At 67.2% G+C, this 25,084-nt stretch carries 17 protein-coding genes; all 17 read right to left on the bottom strand.

All coding sequences use genetic code 11. The features are described from left to right. Positions 1-228: 228 nt before the first annotated feature. Complete coding sequence (locus E3T61_RS19115; protein WP_134642435.1) at positions 229-1,764, bottom strand: hypothetical protein; 1,536 nt, start codon at positions 1,762-1,764, stop codon at positions 229-231. A gap of 232 nt (positions 1,765-1,996) precedes the next feature. Beyond that, complete coding sequence (locus tag E3T61_RS19110; RefSeq protein WP_134642434.1) at positions 1,997-2,254, bottom strand: acyl carrier protein; 258 nt, start codon at positions 2,252-2,254, stop codon at positions 1,997-1,999. A 42-nt stretch (positions 2,255-2,296) separates the two neighbouring features. Continuing rightward, positions 2,297-3,523, bottom strand: coding sequence for a pyridoxal-dependent decarboxylase, exosortase A system-associated (locus E3T61_RS19105; protein ID WP_134642433.1), 1,227 nt, complete (start codon positions 3,521-3,523; stop codon positions 2,297-2,299). Next, complete coding sequence (locus E3T61_RS19100; RefSeq protein ID WP_134642432.1) at positions 3,520-5,100, bottom strand: acyl-CoA ligase (AMP-forming), exosortase A system-associated; 1,581 nt, start codon at positions 5,098-5,100, stop codon at positions 3,520-3,522. Before E3T61_RS19100 ends, E3T61_RS19105 begins: the two co-directional genes overlap by 4 nt. Then, a complete protein-coding gene (locus E3T61_RS19095) occupies positions 5,097-6,452 on the bottom strand; it encodes a glycosyltransferase family 4 protein (RefSeq protein ID WP_134642431.1) in 1,356 nt (451 codons plus the stop codon). The genes E3T61_RS19100 and E3T61_RS19095 overlap by 4 nt, the downstream gene beginning before the upstream one ends. A gap of 95 nt (positions 6,453-6,547) precedes the next feature. Continuing rightward, complete coding sequence (locus E3T61_RS19090; RefSeq protein ID WP_241992690.1) at positions 6,548-7,792, bottom strand: rhamnosyltransferase WsaF family glycosyltransferase; 1,245 nt, start codon at positions 7,790-7,792, stop codon at positions 6,548-6,550. A 2-nt stretch (positions 7,793-7,794) separates the two neighbouring features. After that, positions 7,795-9,252, bottom strand: a complete 1,458-nt coding sequence (locus E3T61_RS19085) for a glycosyltransferase family 4 protein (protein ID WP_134642430.1) — start codon at positions 9,250-9,252, stop codon at positions 7,795-7,797. After that, the gene (locus tag E3T61_RS19080) at positions 9,249-10,772 is read right to left on the bottom strand and encodes a lipopolysaccharide biosynthesis protein (protein WP_241992689.1); all 1,524 of its coding nucleotides are present in this window, start codon (positions 10,770-10,772) and stop codon (positions 9,249-9,251) included. The genes E3T61_RS19085 and E3T61_RS19080 overlap by 4 nt, the downstream gene beginning before the upstream one ends. 64 nt (positions 10,773-10,836) lie before the next feature. After that, positions 10,837-11,892, bottom strand: a complete 1,056-nt coding sequence (locus E3T61_RS19075) for a glycosyltransferase family 2 protein (RefSeq protein ID WP_134642428.1) — start codon at positions 11,890-11,892, stop codon at positions 10,837-10,839. Continuing rightward, complete coding sequence (locus E3T61_RS19070; RefSeq protein WP_134642427.1) at positions 11,889-13,037, bottom strand: DegT/DnrJ/EryC1/StrS family aminotransferase; 1,149 nt, start codon at positions 13,035-13,037, stop codon at positions 11,889-11,891. The genes E3T61_RS19075 and E3T61_RS19070 overlap by 4 nt, the downstream gene beginning before the upstream one ends. After that, a complete protein-coding gene (locus E3T61_RS19065; RefSeq protein WP_134642426.1) occupies positions 13,034-13,675 on the bottom strand; it encodes a NeuD/PglB/VioB family sugar acetyltransferase in 642 nt (213 codons plus the stop codon). Before E3T61_RS19065 ends, E3T61_RS19070 begins: the two co-directional genes overlap by 4 nt. Next, on the bottom strand, positions 13,668-14,819 hold the full coding sequence (locus tag E3T61_RS19060) for a DegT/DnrJ/EryC1/StrS family aminotransferase (protein ID WP_134642425.1): 1,152 nt from the start codon (positions 14,817-14,819) through the stop codon (positions 13,668-13,670). The genes E3T61_RS19065 and E3T61_RS19060 overlap by 8 nt, the downstream gene beginning before the upstream one ends. Then, positions 14,816-15,811: an NAD-dependent epimerase/dehydratase family protein gene (locus tag E3T61_RS19055; protein ID WP_134642424.1), complete on the bottom strand. Its 996-nt coding sequence runs from the start codon at positions 15,809-15,811 to the stop codon at positions 14,816-14,818. Before E3T61_RS19055 ends, E3T61_RS19060 begins: the two co-directional genes overlap by 4 nt. Beyond that, a complete protein-coding gene (locus E3T61_RS19050) occupies positions 15,808-16,890 on the bottom strand; it encodes a Gfo/Idh/MocA family protein (protein WP_241992688.1) in 1,083 nt (360 codons plus the stop codon). The genes E3T61_RS19055 and E3T61_RS19050 overlap by 4 nt, the downstream gene beginning before the upstream one ends. 219 nt (positions 16,891-17,109) lie before the next feature. Beyond that, positions 17,110-22,872 carry a DUF4082 domain-containing protein gene (locus E3T61_RS19045; protein ID WP_134642422.1) on the bottom strand — a complete coding sequence of 1,921 codons (5,763 nt, stop codon included), beginning with the start codon at positions 22,870-22,872 and terminating at the stop codon, positions 17,110-17,112. Positions 22,873-23,042: 170 nt separating this feature from the next. Continuing rightward, positions 23,043-23,696 (bottom strand): polysaccharide deacetylase family protein, encoded by a 654-nt coding sequence (locus E3T61_RS19040; RefSeq protein WP_134642421.1) that lies wholly within the window; start codon positions 23,694-23,696, stop codon positions 23,043-23,045. 51 nt (positions 23,697-23,747) lie between these two features. After that, the gene (locus tag E3T61_RS19035) at positions 23,748-24,767 is read right to left on the bottom strand and encodes a hypothetical protein (RefSeq protein ID WP_134642420.1); all 1,020 of its coding nucleotides are present in this window, start codon (positions 24,765-24,767) and stop codon (positions 23,748-23,750) included. Positions 24,768-25,084 lie beyond the last annotated feature (317 nt).

Genomic DNA, 25,084 nt, shown 5'->3' with positions numbered 1-25,084 from the left:
GGTGGTGACCGTCGTGGAGTTCACGTTTACCCCCTTTTGGGGCACGCGCACCCCATTAGACGTGACTTAACCTCACCTCGTCAAATCGAGTCCCGGAAACACCTGACCGGTCCCCGCTCTATCCGTGGACCGATTCACCCTCCACGGCAGGCGGGCCGTACGACCGAATCGGGTTACCGGGCTGTCGTTTTCTGCACCGTTCCATCGGTCCGTCAAACGGGTTGCGTACTAGCGCACGTCCGCTCGGCCACCCTGCGGAACACGCGCCGTAGTCGCCACAATGAGGTTGGTCACAAACGCCACCGAACTGGGTTTCGGTGCGACGCGCCCGTCGATCACGCCGTCGATCCACGCGGGTCGGACAAAGGGTGACAGGTGCGCCGCAGAGAGCAATTCCGGATGCCGCCGCCAGTGGTCGACGACTTTGGCGGCAAGCACCGGCCCCCCGGCCGGTGATCGATTCCCGTGCCGGATTCGCTGGGCGACTTTGCGGGCCAGCCGCCGTCCCGTGCCCAGCGTTGTCGTTGCCGAACGCCACGGGGTCGGGTACGCCGCGCGGATCGGTGCCGCGCGTCCCTCCAGCGGGATCCTGCCGAGTTCGGGGTCGAGTTCCATCTGCAGTCTGGCGAGGAAGAGCGAATGTGCTTTGTCTTCGGGGGCCAGTCGTGAGGCGATGCCGAGGAATTCTGCGCTCAGCATCGGGTTGATGATGATCCGGTCGGATCCGGCTGCGGTATCGGTGACGCCCGCCCATCGTTGCATGCGGTGCCGCAGGTAGAGTTCGTCGGTGGCGTGGAACCACTCGCCACCGGCGGAGGACAGGGCAGAGACCACCTCGTCGTCGGCTGCCTTCCTCGCCCAGACTGTGAACTCCGGCTCGAGCAGGCCCGGCTCGACGGATTCGTTCGCGAACATGCGCCAGGCCGCGAGCTGTTCGGCGTCCTTGCGCGCGAATGCCCGCTCCTTGACGGCGCCGACGTAGTAGAAGCCGCGGGCGACTTCTCCGCCGAGCCCCGAGATTCGCACGCCCTGATCGAAGCTGCTCTCCGCAACCGTGAGGGCGGCGAGGGCGATGGGATCCGCCATGCCGTCCAGACGCATCGCGGCCGCTGACACGAGATCCCACGCTTCAGCGCCGCTCAGGCCGTCCAGGCCGGCGAGGCCGTGCACGTCATGCCGCAGTCCGTATCGTTCGGCGAGCCGGCTGGCCACGTCGACGTCGCCGCCGCCGGGCACCCCCAGCGTCATCGCCCGGAGTCCCCGGCGCCTGGCGACGGGGATGGCGCTGAGCAGCAAGCGGGAATCCTGCCCGCCGGTGAGTTGCAGTACAGCGTCGGGGTGATCGTCCAGCAGCGCGTCCAGTGACGCACGCAGCAGGGCTGCCGCTGCGGCGACGGCCTCGTCGAGCCCGATCGCCGCCTCGCTCACCCGGTCCGGTGTGCTCGCGCTCACACCATCAGCGTCCAGGCGGGCGGTCGCACCCGGGGCGAGCTTGTCGACCCCGCACAGCAGGGTGCGCTGGCCCAGTTGCCACCCCAGCAGGGACTGCACAGCGACCGCGGTGTGATCCACGGCGGCGCCCCTGTGCCACCCGGCGAGCAGCGCCGACGTGCACAGCACGGGCGCACCCGCGGCGGCCGGCGTGCTGTGGTACAGCTGCCTGAACCCCATCGAGTCGGCGACCATGGTCACCCCGTCGTCGTCACCGCGCACGGCGGCGAAGGGCGGCAGCAGCCGCGTCAAGCCCTGGGGATTACTGCGCATACCTTCGTCGATCTCTTCTAACGAGACTGTCCCTCGTTCGGTTCTCAGAACGCTGGAGAGGGCCACGGTCTGCGTCGATTGCCGCGGCACCGCCACACCCCAGGTGGCCAGCATCGCCGGCCCATGGTCCGACTGCGTCGCTCCCTCTGGCAGTGCGCGCCCCACGTCGAGGCCCGATTCGTGCCGATGCACGGCAATGAAACCAGGCAGGCCGCCGTGCGGCGCCGCCCGATCAGGCTGCGGCGAGTTTGGCATCGACGAATCCGGTCAGGGTGCCCACCGTCTCGAAGATCTCGGCACCGAACTCGTCATCGTCGACGGTGATGTCGAAGTGATCTTCGAGGGACGCCACCAGGCTCACGACTCCGAACGAGTCGAGTTCCGGCATCGCGCCGAACAGTGCGGTTTCCTCTCGCAGGTCCTCGGGGCGCTGACGCAGTTCCAGGGCCTCGATCAGCAGGGTACGGATGTCGTTCAGGGTGTCGGTCATTGGTGCTCCTTGTCGAGGCGGGACTGATTCAGACGGGGACATTCAGATGAGGACTTCCGCCGGCGCTGGGTGACCGAGGAAGGCTGTCGGGCTGGCGGTCAGGCCGTAGGCCCCCGCCTGGAAGATCACGATGAGGTCGTCGATGTCGGAGGTGGGCAGGTCGACGTCGTCGGCCAGCAGGTCAAGCGGGGTGCACAGGCATCCGACGACGGTGACGGCCTCGGCGGAGGCCCGCTCGGCGCGGGTGCCCACCGCGACGGGATAGTTGCGGCGGATGGCCTGGCCGAAGTTGCCGGAGGCCGCGAGCTGGTGGTGCATCCCACCGTCGACGACCAGGAAGGTCTTGCCCCTGGACACCTTGCGGTCCAGGACCCGGGTGACGTACACCCCGCACTCCCCGACGAGGTACCGGCCGAGTTCGATGACCGGACTGGCCTGGGGCATCCGCTCGGCAATCGGCCCGTCCACCAACTCGTGGAGGTTCGCGGCGACGACGTCGAGGTCCAGCGGCCGGTCCTTGTCGACGTACGGGATACCGAACCCACCCCCCAGGTTGAGGTAACGCAGCGGATCGGCCAGGTGCTCCGCGAGAGAACTGACCAGGTCGACGGTGCGCCGCTGCGCCTCGGCGATGATGGCCGCGTTCAGGTTCTGCGAGCCGGCGAACACATGGAAACCGAGCACGTTCGCTCCCGCCGTGCCGTACTCGCGCAGCACCGCTGGCACCTGTTCCGCGTCAATGCCGAACTGCTGCGGTCCACCGCCCATCCGCATCCCCGATCCTTTGACAGCGAAGTCGGGGTTCACCCGGACGGCGACGTTCGGCGTGAGCCCGAGCTGGTCGCCGGCGGCAAGCACCCGGCGGAATTCGGTGCCGGACTCGACCTCGATGAGAATGCCGGCCGCGACGGCCTGTCGGATCTCCGCCGGGGTCTTGCCCGGGCCGGCGAAACTGACCCTGTCGACACGGATGGTGGTGTCCAACGCAGTCTGCATTTCCAGCCCCGACGCGACGTCGATCCGGTCGAGCCTGCCGGCCAAATGTTGCACGATCGCGGGCATCGGATTGGCCTTCATCGCGAAACTGAGCTCGACCCGTTCGGGCAGCGCGGAACGCAGCAGGTTGACCCGCTCGTCGAGCAGACCACGGTCGTAGGCGAAGAACGGCGTCGAACCGACGCGGGCGGCGACCCTGCTGAGCGGCAGGCCGCCGATTTGCAGTTCCCCGTCCACGGTTCCGAACCGGGCGATATGTTCGTTCGGTTTCATCCGGACACCTCCGACATCAGCTCTGACATAAGACGGGCGCGGTCGTACTTGCCGTTGGGGGAACGGTGCATCTCACGGCGCACATCGATGCGCGACGGAACCATGTAGAGCGGCAAGACCCGTTTCAGTGCGACCGTGAGTGCGCCGACATCGAGGTCGGCAGCTATGGGGGTCGCCAGCAGCACGATCCGTTGGCCAAGCGCCGGGTCGTCCACTCCGACGGCCACAGCGTCGCGGACAAGACCGGTGCTGTGCGCCGCTTCCTCGATCTCGGTCGGGCTCACCCGGTATCCGGAGGTCTTGATCATCTCGTCATGGCGACCCACGAAGTAGAGAAAACCCTCGTCGTCGGCCACCACCGTGTCCCCGGACCAGACGGCTCTCTCCGGGGCCAGCCACTCCTGGTCCGGATGGCGCACCAGCCGGTAGCGTTCGGCAGTGCGGACCGGGTCGTTCCAGTAGCCGAGCGCGACAAGTGCCCCCCGGTGCACGAGTTCCCCTTCCTCACCGGGGGCACATCGCGTCCCGTCGGGGCGGAGGACGAGGACTTCGGCATTCGGGATGGCCTTGCCGATCGAGTCCGGGCGTCGGTCGACCTCAGCGGGGTCGAGGTAGGTGGAGCGGAACGCCTCGGTGAGGCCGTACATCAGGTAGGGGGTTGCCGCGGGGAAAATCCGCCGCAGCTGGTCCAGGGTCGGGCGGGGCATCCTGCCGCCGGTATTGGCCCAGTACCGCAGCCGACTCGCGGCCGCCGTCGGCCAGTCGAGCTCGGCCAGTGCCAGCCACAACGGCGGCACGCAGGTCAGGCCGGTGACGCCGTACTGCTCGCACAGCTTGGGTACCTCCCGTGGCAGCAGGTAGTTCATCAGGATGCAGTGGGCGCCGACCGAAAAAGCCGTCGTCACCTGGCTCAGACCCGCGTCGAAGCTCAGGGGCAACACGCTGAGGATCACGTCGTCGCTGGTGTTCTCCAGGTAGGAGCTCACGCTCTCCGCGCCGACGATCAGGTTGCGATGGCTGAGCACGACGCCCTTGGGTTTGCCGGTGCTTCCCGAGGTGTACAGGATCGCCGCCGGATCGATGTCGATCCTGCGCGCGGGATGCGGCTCCTCCGGCACCGCCTGCCCGTCGGCCCAGCGGTGGAGCTGCCAGGGTGCGCCAGGTTCGGGCGCCGCGTCATCGATCACGATCACCTGCGTCACAGCGGAGACCGCCAGTACCTCGGCCAGCTGCGTGAGCCTGCCGGCGGAGGTGATGAGCACTGCTGCGCCGCTGTCGCCGAGGATGTGGCCGACCTGTGCCGCCTTGAGCACGTGGTTGACCGGAACGAACACACCACCGGCGGCGGAGACGGCGAAGATCGACGTAACGGTCTCGATGCGCTTCTCGAGGTAGATCGCCACCCGGTCGCCGCGCTTCAGTCCCATGTCAAGCAGCTGCGCGGCGACGGCGCTGGCCATCCGCCAGGTCTGGGCGTAGCTGATGGTGGTGTTGCGATAGGTCAGTGCCGGGGCATCCGGGGTCGCGGCGGCGGCCTGGCTGAGCAGGTGATGCAGGCACGTCCTGGCCGGCGTCATCGGGCGCTCCGCTCGGCCCGCGCGCTGCGCTCCACCAGATACCGGTCGAATTCCTCGGCATTGTCGAGATCGACGTAGCGCCGGCCCTGGGGATCGGTGTCACTGGCCGTCTCAGTGTCTGCCGCCGCGGGCTGCGTCGGCCGTGTCGGCCCGGCCAGATCGTCGTACACGGACAGGTACGCCTGCGCCTGGGGGCGCCAGTCCATGAGCGTGGCCACTCGTGACCTGGCCTTGCGGCCTAGCTCCGCCCGCAGCGCGGGGTCGTCGATCAACGTCTCGACGGCGTCCGCGAAAGCCGTGATGTCGCCCGAAGGCACATAGAGCAGGGTGTCTCCGCCCGAGACCCGGGTTTCGACAAGGTCGAAAGACACCGCAGGCAGCGCGTACGCCATGTACTCCATGGTCTTGTTCATCGTCGAGAGGTCATTGAGCGGCGTCTTCAGATCCGGGCACAGACCGATGTCGGCCCGGCTGAGGTGCTCGGCGATGGCGGCCTTGTCCACCCGGCCCGTGAAGGTCACGTGGTCCTCGAGCCCCAGGGCTCGCGCTTGGGCAGTGAGGGCGGTGAAGCAGTCGCCGAAGCCCAGGAGCGTGGCGGTCACATTGGCACGCCCCCGGCGATGCACAAGTTCGTCGACGACGAGCAGCACCTGGTCGACCCCGTCCTGGGGTCCCATGATCCCGAGATACACCAGGTTGATCTCGTCGGCCGCACAGGGCCGTTCCGGGTAGATGGGGCGCATCCGTGCGGTGTCAGGTCCGCTGCGCACCACCGTCACCTCCTCAGGACGGCGCATTCCGCGTCGCACGGCGATCGCCTTGTACGACTCGTTCGTCGAGATGACCCGGTGCGCGGCGCGGAAGGTGGCACGTTCGAGCCAGAGCAGGCCACGGTATTCGAGCCACTTGAGCCCGCCCCGGGGTGCACCGAACCTGGAGATGAACAGCTCGGGATTCAGATCATGGTGGTCGAAGACGAATTTCACGCCGAAGGGACGCCACATCAGCGCCAACAACCAGTAGGTGTCCGGCGGATTGCACGCCTGGATGATGTCGAACGGTCGGATACGGCGCACCACCAGGGACAGCAACGCTGTGCGCAGCCAACTGTAGGCGAACTCCCACACGAAACCGAGGGTGTCCTTCGCCTCGCGCGCAGGCTTGTACTTGTAGATGTCCACCCCGTCGAGGTGCTCGCGGGCCGGGTCACCCGGTCCCCGAGGGCAGATCACACTGACCTGGTATCCCCGCCGGATCAGGGCCTGGCATTCCAGCCACACCCGTCGGTCGAGCGGAACCGGGAGGTTCTCCACAATGATGAGCACGTGCGGTGCGGTCGTCCTGCGGTTCATTGAGCGCTCCTTCGGCGTTGACGAGAATCGGAAGACCTGCCGCCTGTGGCGTCCAGGCGGGTGCGGACCAGCTGGTCGTTTCTCCGGGACGGGTGTCATGGTCCGTACACCTCGTCTTCGACGATTCGGACGACGTCGGCCTGGGCTTTGGTCCAGCCGAATTGCCGCACAGACTCGGCTGCTCGCCGTGCCGCGGCGGACACGTCGGAGCGCGTCACCACCGCTCCGAGCGCAGCGGCAATCCCCTGGGGCGTTGGGGTTGCCCAGGTCACGTTCGTGTTCACCAGGTCCGCCCGCGAATTCACCGAGTCGTTCACCACGGGGATGGCTCCCGCCGCCAGCATCTCCTCGGCGACCAGGGAAATGTTGGTGAACGACATCGCGAGTCCGGCAATGCTGGAGTTGTAGAGTTCGTTGAGTTCGGTCGGCGTGAGCCTGCCGTGCTGGGTCGCCGGAAACGCCAGTCCCCTGACCTCAGATCCATAGAGGTGGATCGTGACCTCTGGATGCAGTTCGTGGAAGCGCCCGAGCGCCAATCGCGCCAACGGGTAGCCACGGCGGGGCACCTCGGGCCGGGCGAACAGGACCACGCCCGAGCGGTCACGCTCGGCCAGAAGCCTGTACACGGACGTGTCGCAGCCGAACTCCGTAACGTCCGGGGACAGGCCGATCTCGGACCGAAGCAGCCCGGCGACCATTTCTCCCAGGGCAATCATGCGAAAACCGAACCGGTAGCTGTCCTCCGCCAGTGAGTACAGGGATCCGTGAGCGTAGAAATACGGTTCATAGTCCTGGATGAAGTAGAGGCGGCGCATCGGGGAGGGGCTCCGGCGAGCCAGGACATGGGCCGTATCCCACCCTGAAGCGACGCAGGCGTCCACATCCGTGATGCCACCGGTGGCGTCGCGCACGTTGGCGCGGATGTTCGGCCACCAGTCGCGGATGACCCGCTCGTGCGAACTCAACTGGCCGCCATATCGGTCGTAGAGGAACAGCTCACACTGATGGCCTGCCCTTTCGAGTGCCTCGACCATGCGAAAGAGGGTGGTGTGTCCCCCGGAGCCTGCACTGGGTGGCACGATCACCCACCCGATTCGCAGTGGCCGCGAGCGCGGCGGTCGGCGGTCGGGCAACTCCAGGTTCAATTCCGTCGAGTCGGCGATGTCGTCGTCGAGGAGGGGCTCCCCGAGACTCGCCGCACCGAGCTCGTTGTACGTGTATCGCGCCAGCCGCTGGGCGAGAGCACGCGGGCCCTCGGTGCGGAGGATTCCGGTGACCCGGGAGACCCTGGATCCCAGCTGGCGGGACTTCTCGCCCATCGTGGTTCGTGCCACCGTCATCATCATGACCTTTCTTCCGGGGCGAGCCGATCGGGAAGCACAGCCGGCGCCAGCTCGCCCGGCAGGGTCGAACCGCCGGAGGCATCGCCGAGTGCTGCGAGGCGAAGCACACGTGCGTGGGCGGCGATCATTGCATCGACGCCGTCAGATGAGTCGCACGATGCCGCAGGCACTGTTCGTTCGCGATGCACAGTGTCCACGACGCACCGGATAGCGTCCCCGAACTCGGCCGAGTTGCGCTGATGCCTGGATTCCCACCGTGAGCGCTCAACCCGGGCGTCGGTCACCTCGTTCGCGTCACCCACCGCGTTGGCGATGAGCACCGAACGGCCGGGATCGCGGGCCACGAGCTCACGTGCTCCACCCACATCGCTCAGGATGAGTGGCAGTCCAGCAGTCCACGCCTCCGTGGCGGCAACCGGCCATCCCTCGAAGAAGGAGTTGAGCAGGAACGCGTCAGCTGCGGCCAACAGGGTCCGTGCGTCCGAAGTGGCAAGCAGGTGCACACGATCGGCATGGGGACTGCAGCGGCGGATTGCGTCTGATCGCCGGAACTCGACCCAGTCGGATGGTTCGCCCGCGATCACCAGCTGAGCCGGCACGCCCGTGGCCACGCACCTCAGGAACGATGCGACCGTCCCGGCTATATTCTTTTGGGCGTCGTAACGCGCCAGGCACACGAAGACTACGTCTGAGTGAAAACGGCTGTGGACCGCTTTCTCAAGGAGGCTTCGAGCGACCCTGCGCTGCTGAGTGTCGGGCGCACGCCGTCCGGGTGCCGCGTTGGGAATCACGGTGATCCGCGACTGCACACCAGCGGGCAGGCGGGCGACGTGGAACGTGCGCACGAGTTGGCTGACGGCGATCGCAGATGAGGACCGTCCGAGGAGGTGCGCGAGCCTGCGCCATCGGGCTGGAGAAAAGTGAATCTCAGTGTTGTGCAGTACAGGTACGAGGGGTATCCCGCTCTCCCTGGCCGCTGCTTCAAGGAACTCCGGCGCCCCGTGAAGCTGGATCACATCCGGGCCGAGCTGTTGGATGGCGCGCACGGCCGACTCCCGGTCGGAGACGGACCGCACCTCGAGGCCCAGGTCACGGAGCCGTTGTGCGCGCTCTCCGTCGTCGGCGCAGAAGACCGCCGGCGTGACCCCGAGCGCTGGAAGACGGCTGGCGAGTGTCTCCACGATCGAACCGATACCGCCGATGTCCAGTGCACCCACCCCGAGGACACAGGTGAGGTCTCCGGTCCGGGCGATCCGCGCAGCCGGCTCCGAGCCGGGCCCGGGATCGAAGGCGCGCAAGGCCGGCAGCGGCTTGCGCAGGAGGAACCCGGTGGTTCGATGAACGTACCCGTAGCGAACGCGTGCCGGCAGCACTCCGGTCGCTCTGGTGACGACGCCCAGCACCAACGCGCTGACGCGTCCTCCCGCTCGAGCGGCCAGCGTGCGCGGGGCGGTCATGACTGCTCTCGAACCCGTGCCAGGAAGGGAAGGCGTGAGCCGAGCCTGAACCGGCCGGCGAGCCTGAGTACTTCATGAACGACGGGTCGGGCCATCAGCAGCGTGATTCCGATGTGCACGACAAGCATCACAAGCGCGATCAGGATGAGGGCCAGCCACGGGGGAAGCTCCGCGGTCCAGAGCTTCACGGCCCAACCAGACACGGTCATCGCGGTGACGACGGCGACCAGATACACGAACGGCCCTGCGATCACGCGCGCTTTCGTCTGGAGGTGACGTGCGACGAGGAACCAGCGGAGAATTGTCGCGAAGATCGCGACGCAGAGAAAGCCGATGGCGATGGCAACGAGCCCCCATCGCACGGTGAACACCGTCGTGGCGAAGGTCAGAACATCGATGATCACGGCGTACACGAACCAGGCACCGGGTTTGCCCAGCCCATAGAACAGGCCGTGATCCAGCCACGCACCGACCGCCAACGTGCCGGCAAGGGCGAGCACCTGGGCAACCTGATAACTCTGCTCCCAACCGTCACCGAAAAGGATGGGGAGCATGAGCGGCGCGGCGACAGCAACGATGGTGAGAGGCAGCGACAGCGCGGCGTATACGACCTTCAGCGCACGCCGGTACGCGTCGCGCAGTCTCGCCACCGAGTTCCGGATCTTGGCGAAGGCGACGACGCTGACGGGAACCACTGCGCTACCCGTCATGTCCTGCACGATTTGGACCAGGCGCTGCGCGATGCTCATGTATCCGAGTGCCGCAATGCCCAGAGTCGCCGAGATGACGGCGGCCTCACCCCAGGCGCGGAGCATCGCAACAAATTCGACACCCAGAACTTGGCCGCCGAAGCGCGCCATCCTGACGAAGTCCAGCCTGGAGATTTCCCAGGTCGGGTGCCACGTGACGGCCCACCACGCGAGCACCGTGGAGAGGACGGCGGCGACGAGAGACTGTGCCACGAGCGCCCAGACGCCGTACCCGGTGAATGCCATCACGACAGCGACGATCTGGGCGACAACGGCGGCCGCCGTGCCCTGGGCCGCGATCGTCGCGAACCGCATGTCCCGGCGCAGGAGAGCCGTGGGGACGGAGCCGATCGCGGTGATGACGACCCAGAGCGAGAGCACCCTCAGTACGGGCACCACGTCGGGTGACGCGAAGATCGAGCCGAGCAGCGGCGAGATGATGAACAGACATCCGCACAGCAGGATCCCCGCCGTCATCGAGAACCAGAAAGCGGTGCTCAACATCCGTCCGTCGGTCTTCTCGACCTGCACGATGTACGCCGCAAACCCGAGATCGGCCAGTAGGAAGAAGAACGGCAGCACGGTCGAGGCCGCCGCGACGGCGCCGAAATTCTCCGGGGTGAGCAGGCGGGTCAGCAGCGCGATGGTCACGATGCCCAGCACCCGGATGACCCATTTTTGAATCGTCAACCACACAACGCCCTCGGCGGCACTGCGCCCGAGGTCGATCTCTGGTTCACTCGTCGGTGCGATGCTGTGCACAACATCCATCTCGGGCACATCGGTCCGACCGGGCTGGGCATCCCTTCCCTGCTCACCGTCCATCACCACGTCATCAGAGCCCCCACCGACGCCACATTCGCCACTTGACGGCCCACTTGACGCGATACACCAGGGAAAGCACCGCATCCGGAATCGCGGGCTTGCGACCCTGACGCCGTCGATCCAGTTCTTTCCAGAGCAGCGTCCGGGTGATGGGCGGATACTGCGTGCGCGCGAAGTTCCGGAAGTCGCTGCCGCTTCCTCCTGTCGCGGTTGGGTCCATCTCGGCCAACAGCGCACACCACACCGCTTCCCGTGACGTTGACCGCAGCGCGTTGCGAAGCATCCGATCGTTCCCCTGGAGGTGACGGCCCCATTCCGCGTCGTTGAGGAAGTCGCGGTACACCGCCGTACGCTCGCGCATGTCGGTCAGGGTCCCCGAGTAGTCCGTGACATGCATCTGCTGCGCATGGGTGCGATAGTGCGCTTGCACGCCGTTCACTCGCCCGACGTCCGAGAGGGTCGCCGCCTGCAGCCACAGCAGCAGATCAGCAGCGTGCGGGTATGCCGCGTCGTAGCCGACAAGCCTCCTCATCACCGAGTTGCGCATGACGACCTCGGGATTGATGACGACGCTGTCTCCGCGATGGGTCACAGCACCCACCCACTCCCGCCCCGGCCAGATCGACCAGGTCCGCCCGGCCGCCGATGCTTCCGGCGTCTCGCTGAACCCCGGCGCATACCCGTAGACCAGTCCGACGTTGGGATAGCGTTCCATGAGGGCGACCGCGCGCGCGAGCGCGCCATCCGCGAGCATGTCGTCGGCTGAGAGCAGGACAACATAGTCGCCAGTGGTCTCGGCGAGTCCCCGGTTGTAGGTCGCGATGTGCCGTTTGTTCACCGCATTGCGGATCAGGCGCACTTGTTCATGCCGAGCGGCGAGTTCGGCGGCCACGAGTTCGGACCCGTCCGTCGAGTGGTCGTCGACGATGATCACTTCGAGATCGACCCCGGGCTGCGAGAGGATGCTGCCCACGGCCTCGGGCAGGTATCGCCCGTAGTTGTAGCAGGGAACCACGACCGACACCGTCGGCCGCCCCTTCAGCGGCGTGGGCCGGACTATTCTCACAGCGCCTCCCGGACCAGCTGGGAGGGAGCCATGCCCCTCTCCGGAACGTTGGTGCGCTCGAGGGAGTCGACGACGAACCTCTGCTGCTCCATCGTGAGGTGCGGGTACATCGGCAGCGAGAGGATCCGCTGGGCAGCTGCCTCAGCGACCGGGAATTGTCCCTCCTGATAGCCGAGGCCCGCGTAGGCGGCGGTGAGGTGCAACGGCGTCGGGTAATGGATGGCCGCGCCGACGCCCGCGTCGCCGAGCTCGGCGAGCACGCGGTCGCGTTCGGCGACCTGCACGACGTACAGGTGCCAGACATCCTCGTTGCCGGGCCGGCTGGCCGGTACCCGCACGCCGGACACATCGGCGAGCATCTGGGCGTACCGCGCGGCGGCCGCGCGGCGGGCGGCGTTCCACCGGTCGAGCCTGCGCAGCTTTGCCCGCAGTACCGCGGCCTGCACGGCGTCCAGCCGCGAGTTCACGCCGGCCCGGTCGTGCACGTACTTCACCGAGCTGCCGTGGGCGCCGAAGTTCCGGACGAATTCGGCGACGGCCGGGTCATCGGTGAGCACGGCGCCGGCATCGCCGGCGGCACCGAGATTCTTGCCGGGGTAGAAGCTCGTCGCGGCGACCCGGCCGAGTGAGCCTGCTCGGCCGAGCGTCGAGGTGGCACCCTGCGATTGGGCGGCGTCCTCCACCATCGCCAGCCCGTGCCGGTTCGCGATCGGGATGAGCTCCTCCATCGGTGCGGTCTGGCCGTACAGGTGAACGGGCACGATCGCCCTGGTGCGCGTGGTGACAGCCGCAGCGACGGCGGCAGGGTCGATGAGGAGGTACTGCTCGTCGACGTCGACGAAGACCGGAATCGCGCCGAGACGTGTCGCGGCCTCGGCGGTCGCGATGAACGTGTTGACGGGGATGATGACCTCGTCGCCGGGGCGGACACCGACGGCGCGGAGCGCGAGTTCGACGGCGTCGGTACCGTTGGCCACACCGACGCAGTGTTTTGTGCCGATGTAGGCGGCGTACTCCCGCTCGAATGCGGCGACCTCGGCGCCGCCGACAAATGCCGCTGAGGTGAACTGCGCCTGCCAGACGGGCAGCACCTCGTCGGCGATCTCCGCCTGCTGGGCGACCAGATCGAGAAAGGGAACCCTCATGCTGTAGCTACCTCTCTGGGGCGGGCCGGTACGCCCAGCCAGGTTTCTTCGTTCGGCAGGTCCTGGGTGAGCGCGGCGCCCATTCCCAGCACCGCGTATTTGCCGACCCGCACGCCCTCGCGCACGCTCGCGTTCATGCCCAGGTAGGCGCCCTCACCGATCCAGGCATGACCGCCGAGGGTGACCCCCGCGCAGAGCGTGGCGAAGGACTCGACGAGGTCGTCATGGGTCAGCGTGACGTTCGGCATCACCACAACGTGCCGGCCGAGCTCCACGTTCGTGGTCAGGACGACGCCGGCGAGCAGGATGCTGCCCACCCCCACCGTGCAATCCCCCGGTACCACCACGCCGGGCTCGATGATGCTGACGTAGTCGTCGTTGCTGCGGCCGGTGCCGGCCAGGCGAGCCGCGATCGCTGCCCGGGCGGCCCCGTGTCCGGCGCAGATGACCAGCCGGGCCCGCGGATGCTCTGCGGCCTGCGCGGTTCCGCCCAGGATCGGCAGCCCGTCCAGGCTTTTCCCCCACAGGCTCGCGTCGTCGTCGAGGTAGCCGATCGCCGTGTGCTGACCCGATCGGCGCAGCACCGAGAGGGCCTCCCTGGCCAGGCCGCTCGCCGCGACGAGCAGTACCTCAGCCATGTGCCACCACCGTGAGCGGGTCGAGCACAGCGTCGATGACGGTGGCCTGTTGGGCCGCATCGAGCTGGTGGTACAGCGGCAGGATCAGGGTATTGCGGGTGAGGCGCTCCGACACCGGCAGCGGGGTGCGTTGCGACGGGCTCCCGGCGTAGGCCGGCTGCAGGTGCGCCGACATGATGCCCCGGCGAGCCGAGATCCCGGCTTCGGCGAGGTGCAGCAGCAGCGTTTCCCGGTCGAGCGGATAGTCCTCGCCGACCTCGACCCAGTAGGACTGATAGTTCGAGGTGCCCCACTCCGGGTCGCGCACCGGGCGCAGCCCGGCGACACCAGCCAGGGCAGCGGTGTACGTATCGGCGATCTCACGCCGTCGGCGCACGATCTCCGGCAAGCGCCCGAGTTGCACGATCCCCACGGCAGCCTGCAGGTCGGTCATCCGATAGTTGAAGCCGATTTCCAGGTACTCTTCGGCCGGCGCGAGGATGCTCGCCTGCCTGTCGTTCGCCGACACGCTCATGGCGTGTTCCCGCAGTCGCCTGGCACGCGCGGCCCAGTCCGCGTTCGAGGTCGTGAGCATGCCGCCCTCTCCCGTGGTCAACAGCTTGCGCGGGTGGAATGACCATGCGGCGAGCACGGCTCCCGCCCCGACCGGGCGGCCCTTGTAGGTGGACCCGGCACCGCACGCGGCGTCTTCGATCACCACGATGCCCAGCGGGTCGCAGAGGTCGCGGATCGGGTCGAGGTCGACCGGGACACCGCCTTGGTCGACCACGATGACGGCACGTGTGCGATCGGTGATGGCGGCGGCGACGCCGTCCGCCGTGACGCATCCGGTGTCAGGGTCGACGTCGATGAAGATCGGTCGCGCGCCGACGTAGGTGGGCGCGTTCGCCGTGGCGACGAAGGAGAATGACGGCACGATCACCTCGTCACCGGCTTCGACACCGGCCACGACCAGCGCCAGGTGCAGAGCTGTGGTGCAATTCGAGGTCGCCACGGCGTGGCCGGCCTGCATCGAGGCGGCGAACTCGTGCTCGAATTGGGCGACCTTGGGACCCTGCGCCACCCAGCCGGACTCGATCACCTCGGTCAGGGCGTTGATCTCCTCCACGCCCATCCACGGCTTCATCACGTTGATCCGGCTCATGACGCCACGCCCACGCGACCGGCCGAGATCTCCTCGCGCTGCGGCTGCCACCAGTCGACAAGCCGTCGCAGGCCGTCGTGCAGTCCGACCTGGGCCTCGAAGCCGAGGTCCCGACGTGCGGCGCCGGTATCGGCCAGGCGGCGGACCACGCCGTTGACAGCACGGTCCGGCCCGTGCTCGACCGCCAGGTCGGAGCCCATCACCTCAAGCAGCGCCTCGGCCAGCCCCAGCAGGGTGGTCTCGGTGCCGCTTGCCACGTTGTAGACGCCCTCGGTTCGATTCCCGGCTGCCGCCAGGATGTTCGCCCTGGCGATATCGGTGGTGAAGATGAAGTCCATGGTCTGCAGCCCGTCACCGAAGATCAGCGGCGGCTTCCCGTCGGCGATGCGCTCCATCCAACGCACCAGGACCTCCGTGTAGAGACCGTGCACATCCATCCGTGGACCGTAGACGTTGAAGTAACGCAGGGCCACGTAATCCAGCCCGTACATGGTGTGGAAGCTGCGCAGCATCCCCTCGCCGAACGACTTCGCCGCACCGTAGAAGGTGTCGTTGTTGTGGTGGTGATGGCTCTCCGGCGTGGGGAAGACCTCTGCGAGCCCGTAGACCGAGGCGCTGGACGCGGAGACGACCTTGTCGACACCGTGGGCTGCGGCGGCCTCCAGCACATTGAACGTCCCGTCGGCCAACACCTCGTTGGCGAGGCGCGGCTCCTCGGCGCACTGGGTGATGCGAATCGCCGCCTGGTGGAAGACCAGGCGCTTCCCCGCTGTTGCCCGGTGCACCAGGGCGGCATCGCGGATATCGCCGTCGATGACAGACACCCGCCCATCGGCCATCGCCCTGTCGAGGTTGGCCATCCGGCCGCGCACGAAGTTGTCCAGCACATCGATGTGGCCGACCCCCGCGTCGAGGAGCTGGTCGACGATAGTGGAGCCGATGGTGCCAGCACCCCCGGTGACCAGCACCTCGGCGCCCGACAACGCGGTCATGCCGGCTCTCCAGCCAACTGGGCCTGCAGCACGGTGGCCTGTGGCGTGGACGGAAAGGTGACCACGGTGTTCTCGGCCAGGCTGCGGCTGGCGGCCTCGAGCACCTCGAGCACCCGCAGCCCTGACCCGGCATCGGTGCGCGGGGCGCGCCGCTCCCTGATGCTTGTGGCGAACTCGGTGACCATGGAGTCCAGCGCCTCCCGCTCCGACAGGGCGGGCGACCAGGTGTCGCCCAGCCGGTAGGAGATCGCGGCGGCCCGTCGTTCGAGTCCGTCCAGGGATTGGGTCTCCAGGTCCACACCGCGGTCGTAGACGCTGACCCGCTGCTGCGGGTTGAGGTCGTCCCAGACCAGGGTGCGCTTGGTGCCGCCGATGATCATGGTGCGAATCTTTGTGGGGCTCAACCAGTTCACGTGGACGTGGGCGATGGCTCCGTGTTGGAGCGGCAGGGTGAGGTAGCCGACACAGGCTTTGCCTGCCCCGAGCGGGTCCGCTCCCTGCGCCGACACGCTGAGCGGGCGCAGGCCACCGGGCAGGACGAAGTCGATGATCGACAGGTCGTGCGGGGCGAGGTCCCAGAACACGTCGACGTCCGGTTGGATCAAGCCGAGATTGATACGGACGGAGTCGATGAAGAGGATGTCACCGAGCGCTCCCTCGTCGATCAGCTCACGGATCTTCAGCACCGCCGGGGTGTAGCAGTAGGTGTGGTCGGTCATCAGGACCAACGAGTTCTCGGCGGCCTTCCGCGCCATCGCCGCACCGCGCCCGCTGGTGTCCGCGAGCGGCTTCTCCACCAGAACGTGTTTGCCGGCGGCGAGCGCCGCGCAGGCGATGTCGTGATGGGTCCCCGCCGGCGTGGCGATGGCGACGGCGTCCAGGGTGTCGTCGGCGAGCAGGGCCTCGACGGAGGACGTCACCCGCACTCCGCTTCCGGGACCGGCGAGACGCTGGGCCCGGTCGGTGTCGAGGTCACAGACCGCCGCAAGTTCCCAGTGCGGGCTCGCCCGAAAGTTCCGGGCCAGATTCGGCCCCCAATACCCAGCGCCGATAACGGCAATCCGCAACGTGTCGGTCACAGTGAACCCCAATGGTTGGATGGTTGAAATCTTGCGTCTGGCGACCAGATCGAAAAAATGAGGGCCGCTCAATCGCATACAGTGCCACCGCGCCGGGCATTTCGCGTTCCCCCAACCGGGGGGCGGACCGCCCCATTCCGGGCGTGGTCTCGCAACTGGATTGCCGGCTGTGGTCCCGTCCCGTCACCGGCGTGTCGTCAGGTCGCCTAAGCGTTCCGGTCAGGGGGTCCTGCCGAAGATCACGTCGACCAGGAAGCTGTCGGGTGAAGGCTGATCCGGGATCCCATAGCCGTAGACGCCGGCTGAGGCCGGCGATGACAATGGGCCGTTCACGACCGGGAGAGTCAGTCCGTTCGGTACCCGTGCGTATCTCCCGGTCGAGCTACTCACCGTGACGCGGTACTCCGCACCGATGGTGAGATCAATCGCCGGGCTCACCCCACCGGTCAGCCACCCGTTGCTCGGTTTGCCGCCGAATTCAACCGTTGCGAGAAGTGCCCCGTCGCTACCCCACAGGTACCCGGTGTGATCGCCTTCCGCCTCAGCGCCCACATACACCCGGATGCCGGATGCCACGCCGGCTACGGAGGCGGTGAATCGCGCTCCTACCTGCACGGCCGGATCATCCGCGGTGCGGGAGGGCGCTGCCGGCAGGAATACCGCCGTGTCGTCGATGAGGGGTACATCGGCCGTGGCGAAACGCCACTCATCCGCGGTCGCCCCTCCGACGGTCACCGTCGCGCGGTAGCTCGTCGTCCAGTCCAGGGGCACAGTGGGCGTGAAGTTCACCACATCCGTGGCCGGGTCGAAACTTGACTCACCGACGACATCACCCTGGGGACCCGAGACGGTGATTGACGCGGCGCTCGCTCCGGCAACCGTCGCTGACAGCACCACGGTGGGGCTGACGCGGCTGGCGCCTGCAGCGGGGGACGGCGAGGTGACATCCGGGGGTTCGGTGGCCACCTCTGGCGTCGCAGTCGGAGTCCCACTGGGTACTGGTGTGGACGTCGACTCAGGGGTGGGTGTGGGTGTGGGCGTCGGCGTCGACTTGGCCGTCGGCGTCGGCGTCGACTTGGCCGTCGGCGTAGGCGTAGGCGTAGGCGTCGGTGTCGGTGTCGACTCAGTTGTCGGTGTCGGTGTCGTCGTCGGTGTCTGAGTGGACTCTGGCGACGGCGTCGGAGCCATCCGGGCGGCAGGGGGAGCTACGGTGCCGGTGGCAAAGACGACATCCACCAGATAGCTCGTCGATTTGTAGCTCAATGTGGGCATCGCCCCCGGCGCTCCGTAGGCGTAGCGGCCGTTCGCGCCGGTCACCGCCACGATCGGCCCGCTGGTCCGCTGAGTGGCGAAGTAGTTAGCACTGGCGGAATATCGCCCAACCGGTGCGTAGTAGGAAACGACGTAGCCCTGGCCCGGGGTGAGCACCACCGGTGTCGCGAGGGAAGCCGTCTGCCAACCGCTGGCGGTCTCTCCCGTGAACGTCACCGTTGCCAACCTGGCGCCGGTTGCCGACCATAATGTGCCCGAGTGGGTGCCCGTGTTTCCGCTGCCCTTGTAGAAGCGGATCCCGGTCACTGAACCCGATTGGGTGACGCTGAAAGCGGTGCCGAGCTCGATTCCCGCGGTGCCGTCATTGACCGAGTCGATCGTGGGCGTCGTCTGGCCGTGCAGGGTGAACACCCCGCTCGACACCGGCGCGGCGGCGGTTGTGAAGGTCCACGTTCCACCGGACAGCACGCTTCCAGCCACCTCGACCGTCGCCGTGTACTGCGTGGACCCGTCGAGTTGCGCTGCCGGCGTGAACGTGACGGTTCGGGAGGCCGCGGTGAAGACCGATGTGCCGGCGACGTTACCCGCAGGGCCTCTGAGCGCGAGCACGGGGGTCTGCGAAAGCGTTCCGGCCGAGATCACGGCTGAAATAGCACTGGTCGGGCTTACCGAGGTCGCGTTTGCGGCCGGCGCGGTTGACGTCACCGTCACCGGGGCCGGAGCCGGCGTCGTCGTGCCCGTGGTTTGGAACTCAACGTCGACGAAGTAGTTCGACGCTTGCCACGTTCCCGTCGGGAAGCCGCCGGTGGCCCCGTAGCGGTACAGGCCGTTCGCCGCGGTGTCGGCGGTCAACGGACCCTGGCTGCGTAGCAGCGAGAAGTAGTCCGGCGTGTGCGAGTAGCGTCCGTTGGGCGCCAGATAGGAGACGACATAGCGCTCCCCCGGTATCAGGGTGTACGGCGTCGCGAGGGAGGCCGTCTGCCAGCCGCTGGCCGTTTCGCCGGTGAATGTCACCGACGCGAGCTTGGCGCCAGCGGCCGACCAGAGGCTCCCGACGTGCGTTCCCGAGTTGCCCGTTCCTTTGTAGAAGCGGATGGCGGTGACTTGCCCCGGTTGGGAGACCGCGAAGGCCATGCCCAACTCGACGGCGGCATTGTCATCCGTGGACGCGACGGTGGGGGTCTCTGCCCCCAGAAGGGTGAACGTGCCCTGCACGGGCGTGTTCGCGGCCGTCGTGAACGACCAGTTACCGCCAGCCGGCACGGTTCCGGCGATCGTCACCGTCGCCGTGAACGCGGTCGACCAGGCCAGGGTGGTGGCCGGTGTGAAGGTGATCGTTCGCGTTGCTGAGGCATAGGTCGAAGTGCCCGCCACGGCACCTGCCGAGGTGGTCAAGCCGATTTGCGGAATCGTGCCGGTGGGTACTGCGGCGGAGAGCACCGCCGTCACCAGACTCGACGGTGGCACCGCAGTCTGGTTCGCCGCCGGGCTGACCAGGGAGACCGACACCGGCTGGGGCGTGGTCGCGCCGTCGGTGACGAAGACGACATCAACGAAGTAGTTCGTCGTCGACGACGACGTCGGAGCTCCGGTTCCGTACGTGTAGCGCCCTGCCGAGGCGGCCACGGAGAGCGGGCCGCTCGTGAACCCTGCGTTGAATGCTCCGACCGTCGCCGAGTACTTGCCGGTGGTGGAGCGATAGGACGCGGTGTAAGTCGAACCGGCCTGGACCGGTACGGGCTGAGCGAAGTACACGGTCTGCCACCCGGCGGCGGATTCCGCCAGGAACGTCGAGGAGGCCAGCGCCTGGCCGGTACTGCTGAAGAGTGTGCCGACATGCTCGCCGGTGTTGCCGGGACCCTTGTAGAACTTGACCCCGGTGATGGCGCCACTGGCGCGCGCCGTGAACTGCACGCCGAGGGTCACGGGGTTGTCATTCACTTGCGCGATGACAGGTGTCACTGCCGGTCCGAGCAGTGAGCACGGGCAGGCCGCATCGCTCGCTGCCGTCGTGAACGCCCACGTCGCTCCCGCGACGATGGGGCCTCCGCTGGTTCCGGTTGCCGTCAGGCTGACCCTGTATGAGGTGCTCGGCGCGAGCGCACCGGCCGGGGTGAACAACGCCGTCCGGGAACTCGGGTCATAGCTTGTCGTCCCCGTGACGGCCGAACCCGCCGCGGTCTGCACGGCGAAGGCCACCGAGGAGCTCGTCACGTCGCTCGACAGGCGCGCGCTGATCGTCGTGCCCGTCGGCACCGACGTCGCGTCGGGAGTCGGATACTGTCCGAGCGCGGTGAGCGCAGTGGTGCTGACGGTGTTGAACACAACATCAACGAAGTAGTTCGAGCCCTGATAGGTCTCGGTGGGGTACGCCCCCGGCGACCCGAAGACGCCAGGGTCTGGTGCTCCGAAACCGCTCGGTACCGCGATCGGCGAGCTCTTTCTCGTCGAGTACGGCCAGTAGTACTGGGCGACCGCATAGCGTCCTTGCGGGGCGGTGTATGACACGACATAGTCCTGGCCGGCTGCGACGGTGACCGGGGGGTCGAAGCTCGCGGACTGCCACCCTGTTGCGGTCTCGGCGGAGAACGTCACCGAGGCGAGCTTCGTGCCGGCGCTGTCCCAGAGCGAGCCCGTGTGCGTGCCCGTGTTCGCCGCGCTCTTGAAGAAGCGCACGCCCGACACGAATCCGTTCGATTCGGGCTTGAACCGCATGCCGACCTCGGTGGCCGCGCCGTCGCCGGAGTCCTGGACAGCCGGCACCACCTGTCCGAATACGCCGGTGGGTCCGGTGACGACGAGGCTGACGGAGGTGGGTGTCGAGGGGTAATTGGCGCTGTCGTCGATCGCTCGGACGCGGATGCCGGCGGTGCCGAGGCCGGTCTGGTAGTAGCTGTACGACCACGACGTGGTTCCCGTTGCCGGCCGCCAGGTGGCGCCACCATCCACCGAGACCTCGACGCCGGCTACGACGCCGCCGACGTCCGATGCGGTGCCGGTGACCGTCACGCGAGCACCCGCGGCAATCGTCGAATTCGTGACCGGGGACGTGACCGTGGCGACGGGCGGGGTGGTGTCAGTGCTCTTCTGTGCTGCGGACAGTCCTGACATAAGCGTTGCAGGTTGCGCACCCATATCCGCGAGCAGATTCACCTGAGCCTGCTGCATGGCGGAGTTGGCCGGGGCGCCGTCGCCGTCGTGGGTCTGGTCGAGCCCCCAGGCCCACTGCACGCTACCCGCGGAAAAGACGAGCGCGCCGCTGGGCGCCCGGTACAGGGTCGTATTGTGCGTGGTCGTGCCGGGGACGACGGTATTACCGTAGTCCGTCAGGTACTGCGGGGTCGGGCCTACCGTTGTGGACAGGTGGATGAGGCCCGCCGGCCGGTACCCGTTGTCGACGTCTTCATCGGACTCGTAGCCAACGGTGTGCGGTGCCAGCTGAACCGAGGTACCGGCTGTCAGGTTCGTGAGAGCGGTGTTCTTCCAGGTCCTCAGCTTGCCCTCCTGCGCGGAGACCGTCACCGGAAGGTCATCGTGGTTGGCCTGGAACATGGCGCCTGTCAGAGCATTCTCCGGCAGGCCTCCTCCGGCCTGTTGGGACGCGAAGCGGGGGTCCCGCCAGGTCCCGGTCCATTGGGTCGACGGGTCGACCTTGTCGTTGCTCCAGGTTTCTTTGTATGAGACCAGGGTGCGATAGTTCGTTGACGTGCCGCTCGCTGACGACGGCTCGTACCGGGTCCGCCAATACCCCGTGTTCCCGGTCAGGAACTGAAGGTTGACCCCCGCGTCGCGGGCGGCCGCGAGATTCGCCCTTTGGGGGCCTGACCAGTATTCATCGTGACCGACGGAGAGAATCACCCGGTGGTTCGCCAGGAGCGAGCCGAACCGGTCGGTGTCGACACCGCTGAAGTAGCTGACGTCGTAGCCGTTTCGCTCCATGAAACGCACCTGGGCGTATTCGCTGCTGAAGTAGAAGTCCCGCTTGGTCGTGCTCTCCCTGGTGACGAACGGGCGGTTGTAGCTGATCTTGTAGGCCCTCCCGTTGTCGGCGCCCTGGTAGAAGTCGGAGCCACCATACGAGTTGTAGGCCTGCCAGGTCGGGTCGGACGTCTGGAACAGCACGTTGGAGCGTGAGCTCTGGTCACGCACAATGAAGATGATGTGGCTTTCGCCGCCGGTGTCTGCGCGTTTCAGCAACGCGACGTAGACACCGGAGACCGCGTCATCGGGCACCAACCAGCTGGCCGAGAGGCCCCAGTTGCCGCAATCGTAGAGTTCTGTGCTCAGGTCGGACAGGCACTGCGGCTGGGTCTGCGGCAGGATCGCGGATGGGGTGACGGACGCCACCTTGCGCGCTCCCAGGCCCTGGTACCAGCCGGTGCGGTACACGTCGATGGAATACCGTGCCGCGTCGGTGTCGATCTTGAAACCGATCGTGGCTCCGTTCTCCACCGAGATGTCGGTGCCGAAACCCTGAATGCTCTGGTCGCCGGCGCCGGAGATGTTCCAGATGCCGGGGTCGGTACCCGGCTTCGCGTTCTCGCAGGCGACGGGGTTGGCCGCGGCCCGGCATCCGCTCGCCGCGTTGGCCGCGCCGGGCGAGGCCGTGAGCCCGGCGACGACCAGGGCGGCGATCAGCGCGACCGCGACCGCGAGTCGGCTTCGGCGCGCGGATTGACCGTGCTGAGCGGTGATCGGTTGCAAGTCCATGAGTGTTTCCTGCCGCTCAGGTGGGTCATGACGAGGAAGCCGAATAATCCAGGGCCAGACGTGGCACGGCTCGCAACTGGGACAGTGAGAATGTATGAGGATTGTTCAGATTGAACCAGCCCCCCGCACACCCCCCAATCGAGTGCCACCCGACGGGCTTTCCGGAGTGTTCAGCGAATCCGCTTGACCGCGCCGGCGAGGAGATTCCGTGCGTCCTGCGCGCCTGCCCGGTGCGTCAGGATCGACCGGATCGATTCCACGGAGTCCTGTGCGGTCACGCTGTAGCGCGCCTGGAGCCACTCCGACGACCGCGCGGGGTGCCGGTCGCTGGTGAACACCGTGCGATAGCCGGCCTTCCTCAACCGGGTGAGCAGCCGGCGGTCGTACCGACCGAGCGGGAGGGCGGCATCCTCGATCGCGCCGTCGCTGGCTTCGGCGAGAAAGGCTCGGGCGTCGACCAGCTCCCTGCGGGCCTGGTCCGCGTCGAGCCCGCGCCACGGCGCGTGCGTCCAGCCGTGGCTACCGATCGACATGCCGGCGCCTCGCAGCTCACGGAGATCGGAGGGGGAGAGACTCGCCGGGTCGCCCAATCGGCCGGCGAGCGCAAAGAACGAGGCAGTCAGCCCCCGCTCACTCAGGGCCGGAAGCGCCACCGTGAGGTCGGACCGGTTGCCATCGTCGAAGCTGAGCCTCACCTGGGGCCGGTCTCGCACGTCATCCAGGATGCGGGCAAAGTTTGCTTCCGTGACCCAGTACCGGGACTCGCCCGACTCCCGTTCGTGGTCGATGGTGCCGATCCCGTGGAAGCAGAGGTTGATGATCATGCGGCGCACAGTACCCTCACTCGGAACGATGCGAGCCGGCAGCACCTCGGCTCAGTTCGCCGGCGCAACGGGAGCACCATCCTCCCAGTGGTTGTCGCTCCACACATTTCCCGGCGCGTCGGAGTCGAACGACGTGATCGGCCCCCAGTAGCCGCAGGTCCCAAACGCTCCCCGCTGCCACACGTTGTTCGTGAAGCGCACGTCCCTGGTTTCGCTCGAGTGCGGCTTGCCGGCTGTGGACCCCCCGTAGGTGCAGTAGCCGCCTGATCCTGCGACGAACAGGTTGCCGTCGATCACATTGTTCTGGATGGCAGCGAAATCACCGTATCCGGTCAGCGCTCCGGAGCATCCGGCGTCCGGGGGCACGTCGGGCGCATCGCAGGCAATGGTGTTTCCGCGGATGACGGCGTTCGAGCCCATCCGAATTCCGGACTCGTGATAGGTCCCCGTTGCGTCGGTGAACTGCCCATGCACGTAGGAGTCCTCGATTGTGCAGTCCAGGTGACACATGACGGAGCGATTGCCACCGGTCACGTGCACCCGGGTCGCGGTGAAGCGAACATCCCCGATCCCCGTGACGGGGTTTTCGCCCGCTTGGACGTCGGTGTCGGTGATGCTGAACGACCCGTTGCCCTCCTCGGCCGTATAGACGAAGCCGTTGATCTGCGACCGGGTGATCTCGACTCCCGGCGCAGCTATGAGCAAAGGCCAGCAATCCACCCGCTTCGCGTCGAGGATGGTGTCCGGAGTCGTGATCTGGCAGGGACCGGTATACTCCGACAAAACGGTCCCTTGGGGCAGCCCCGACGTTTCGGCAGAGGGAAAGGCAGTGCGGTCCTGTCCGCCCGGGGCCGGCGACGCCTCGGGTGCCGCGGAGGTGGACAGCCCCTCGTCACTCTCGCGTGGCGCCTGGCCGGCCGAGACCATGAACCACAGGCCCGCCACCACGGCCAGAACGAGCACCACAATCAGGACGGCGGCGAGGCGCCCTCCTCGGAGCGCACGGTGCGACGCGCCCGGCGGTTCGCCGGCCTGATTGTCGGAAGCATCCATCATCGTGTGAACCCCCATGGCTGGATGGTTGACGGCATGAGCCGCAACCAGTCGAAAGATGAGTGTGGCTCAGTCGGCCAGAGTGCCACCGAGTTCGGCGATTCGCTGCCCCCAACCGGGGGTCACCTGCAGATCCCCTGATCTGACCCCTGTTCAGGTCACAGCGCGGAAAATGCGGAGCAGGTATGGTCACGTCGTGAGGGATGAGAATCCCTCACGTGATACTCGCCAACCCGTCCGTGTCACCGCGCCACCAGCTCCACTACCCGCTAGAACCTGTAAACCCGAAATGCAGGGGACCCCTCAGTGAATACGTCTGTGACGTGTCGACCTAT

The sequence above is a fragment of the Cryobacterium lactosi genome, assembly GCF_004403945.1.
GTDB lineage: Bacteria > Actinomycetota > Actinomycetes > Actinomycetales > Microbacteriaceae > Cryobacterium > Cryobacterium lactosi.
Note: the sequence above shows the minus strand (reverse complement) of the source record. Positions and strands in the feature narration are given on the sequence as shown.

Coding starts and splice junctions, on each gene's coding strand:
- E3T61_RS19115 (WP_134642435.1), bottom strand. CDS start 1,764: ATGCGCAGTAATCCCCAGGGCTTGACGCGGCTGCTGCCGCCCTTCGCC.
- E3T61_RS19110 (WP_134642434.1), bottom strand. CDS start 2,254: ATGACCGACACCCTGAACGACATCCGTACCCTGCTGATCGAGGCCCTG.
- E3T61_RS19105 (WP_134642433.1), bottom strand. CDS start 3,523: ATGAAACCGAACGAACATATCGCCCGGTTCGGAACCGTGGACGGGGAA.
- E3T61_RS19100 (WP_134642432.1), bottom strand. CDS start 5,100: ATGACGCCGGCCAGGACGTGCCTGCATCACCTGCTCAGCCAGGCCGCC.
- E3T61_RS19095 (WP_134642431.1), bottom strand. CDS start 6,452: ATGAACCGCAGGACGACCGCACCGCACGTGCTCATCATTGTGGAGAAC.
- E3T61_RS19090 (WP_241992690.1), bottom strand. CDS start 7,792: ATGACGGTGGCACGAACCACGATGGGCGAGAAGTCCCGCCAGCTGGGA.
- E3T61_RS19085 (WP_134642430.1), bottom strand. CDS start 9,252: ATGACCGCCCCGCGCACGCTGGCCGCTCGAGCGGGAGGACGCGTCAGC.
- E3T61_RS19080 (WP_241992689.1), bottom strand. CDS start 10,772: ATGGATGTTGTGCACAGCATCGCACCGACGAGTGAACCAGAGATCGAC.
- E3T61_RS19070 (WP_134642427.1), bottom strand. CDS start 13,037: ATGAGGGTTCCCTTTCTCGATCTGGTCGCCCAGCAGGCGGAGATCGCC.
- E3T61_RS19065 (WP_134642426.1), bottom strand. CDS start 13,675: ATGGCTGAGGTACTGCTCGTCGCGGCGAGCGGCCTGGCCAGGGAGGCC.
- E3T61_RS19060 (WP_134642425.1), bottom strand. CDS start 14,819: ATGAGCCGGATCAACGTGATGAAGCCGTGGATGGGCGTGGAGGAGATC.
- E3T61_RS19055 (WP_134642424.1), bottom strand. CDS start 15,811: ATGACCGCGTTGTCGGGCGCCGAGGTGCTGGTCACCGGGGGTGCTGGC.
- E3T61_RS19045 (WP_134642422.1), bottom strand. CDS start 22,872: ATGGACTTGCAACCGATCACCGCTCAGCACGGTCAATCCGCGCGCCGA.
- E3T61_RS19040 (WP_134642421.1), bottom strand. CDS start 23,696: ATGATCATCAACCTCTGCTTCCACGGGATCGGCACCATCGACCACGAA.
- E3T61_RS19035 (WP_134642420.1), bottom strand. CDS start 24,767: ATGGGGGTTCACACGATGATGGATGCTTCCGACAATCAGGCCGGCGAA.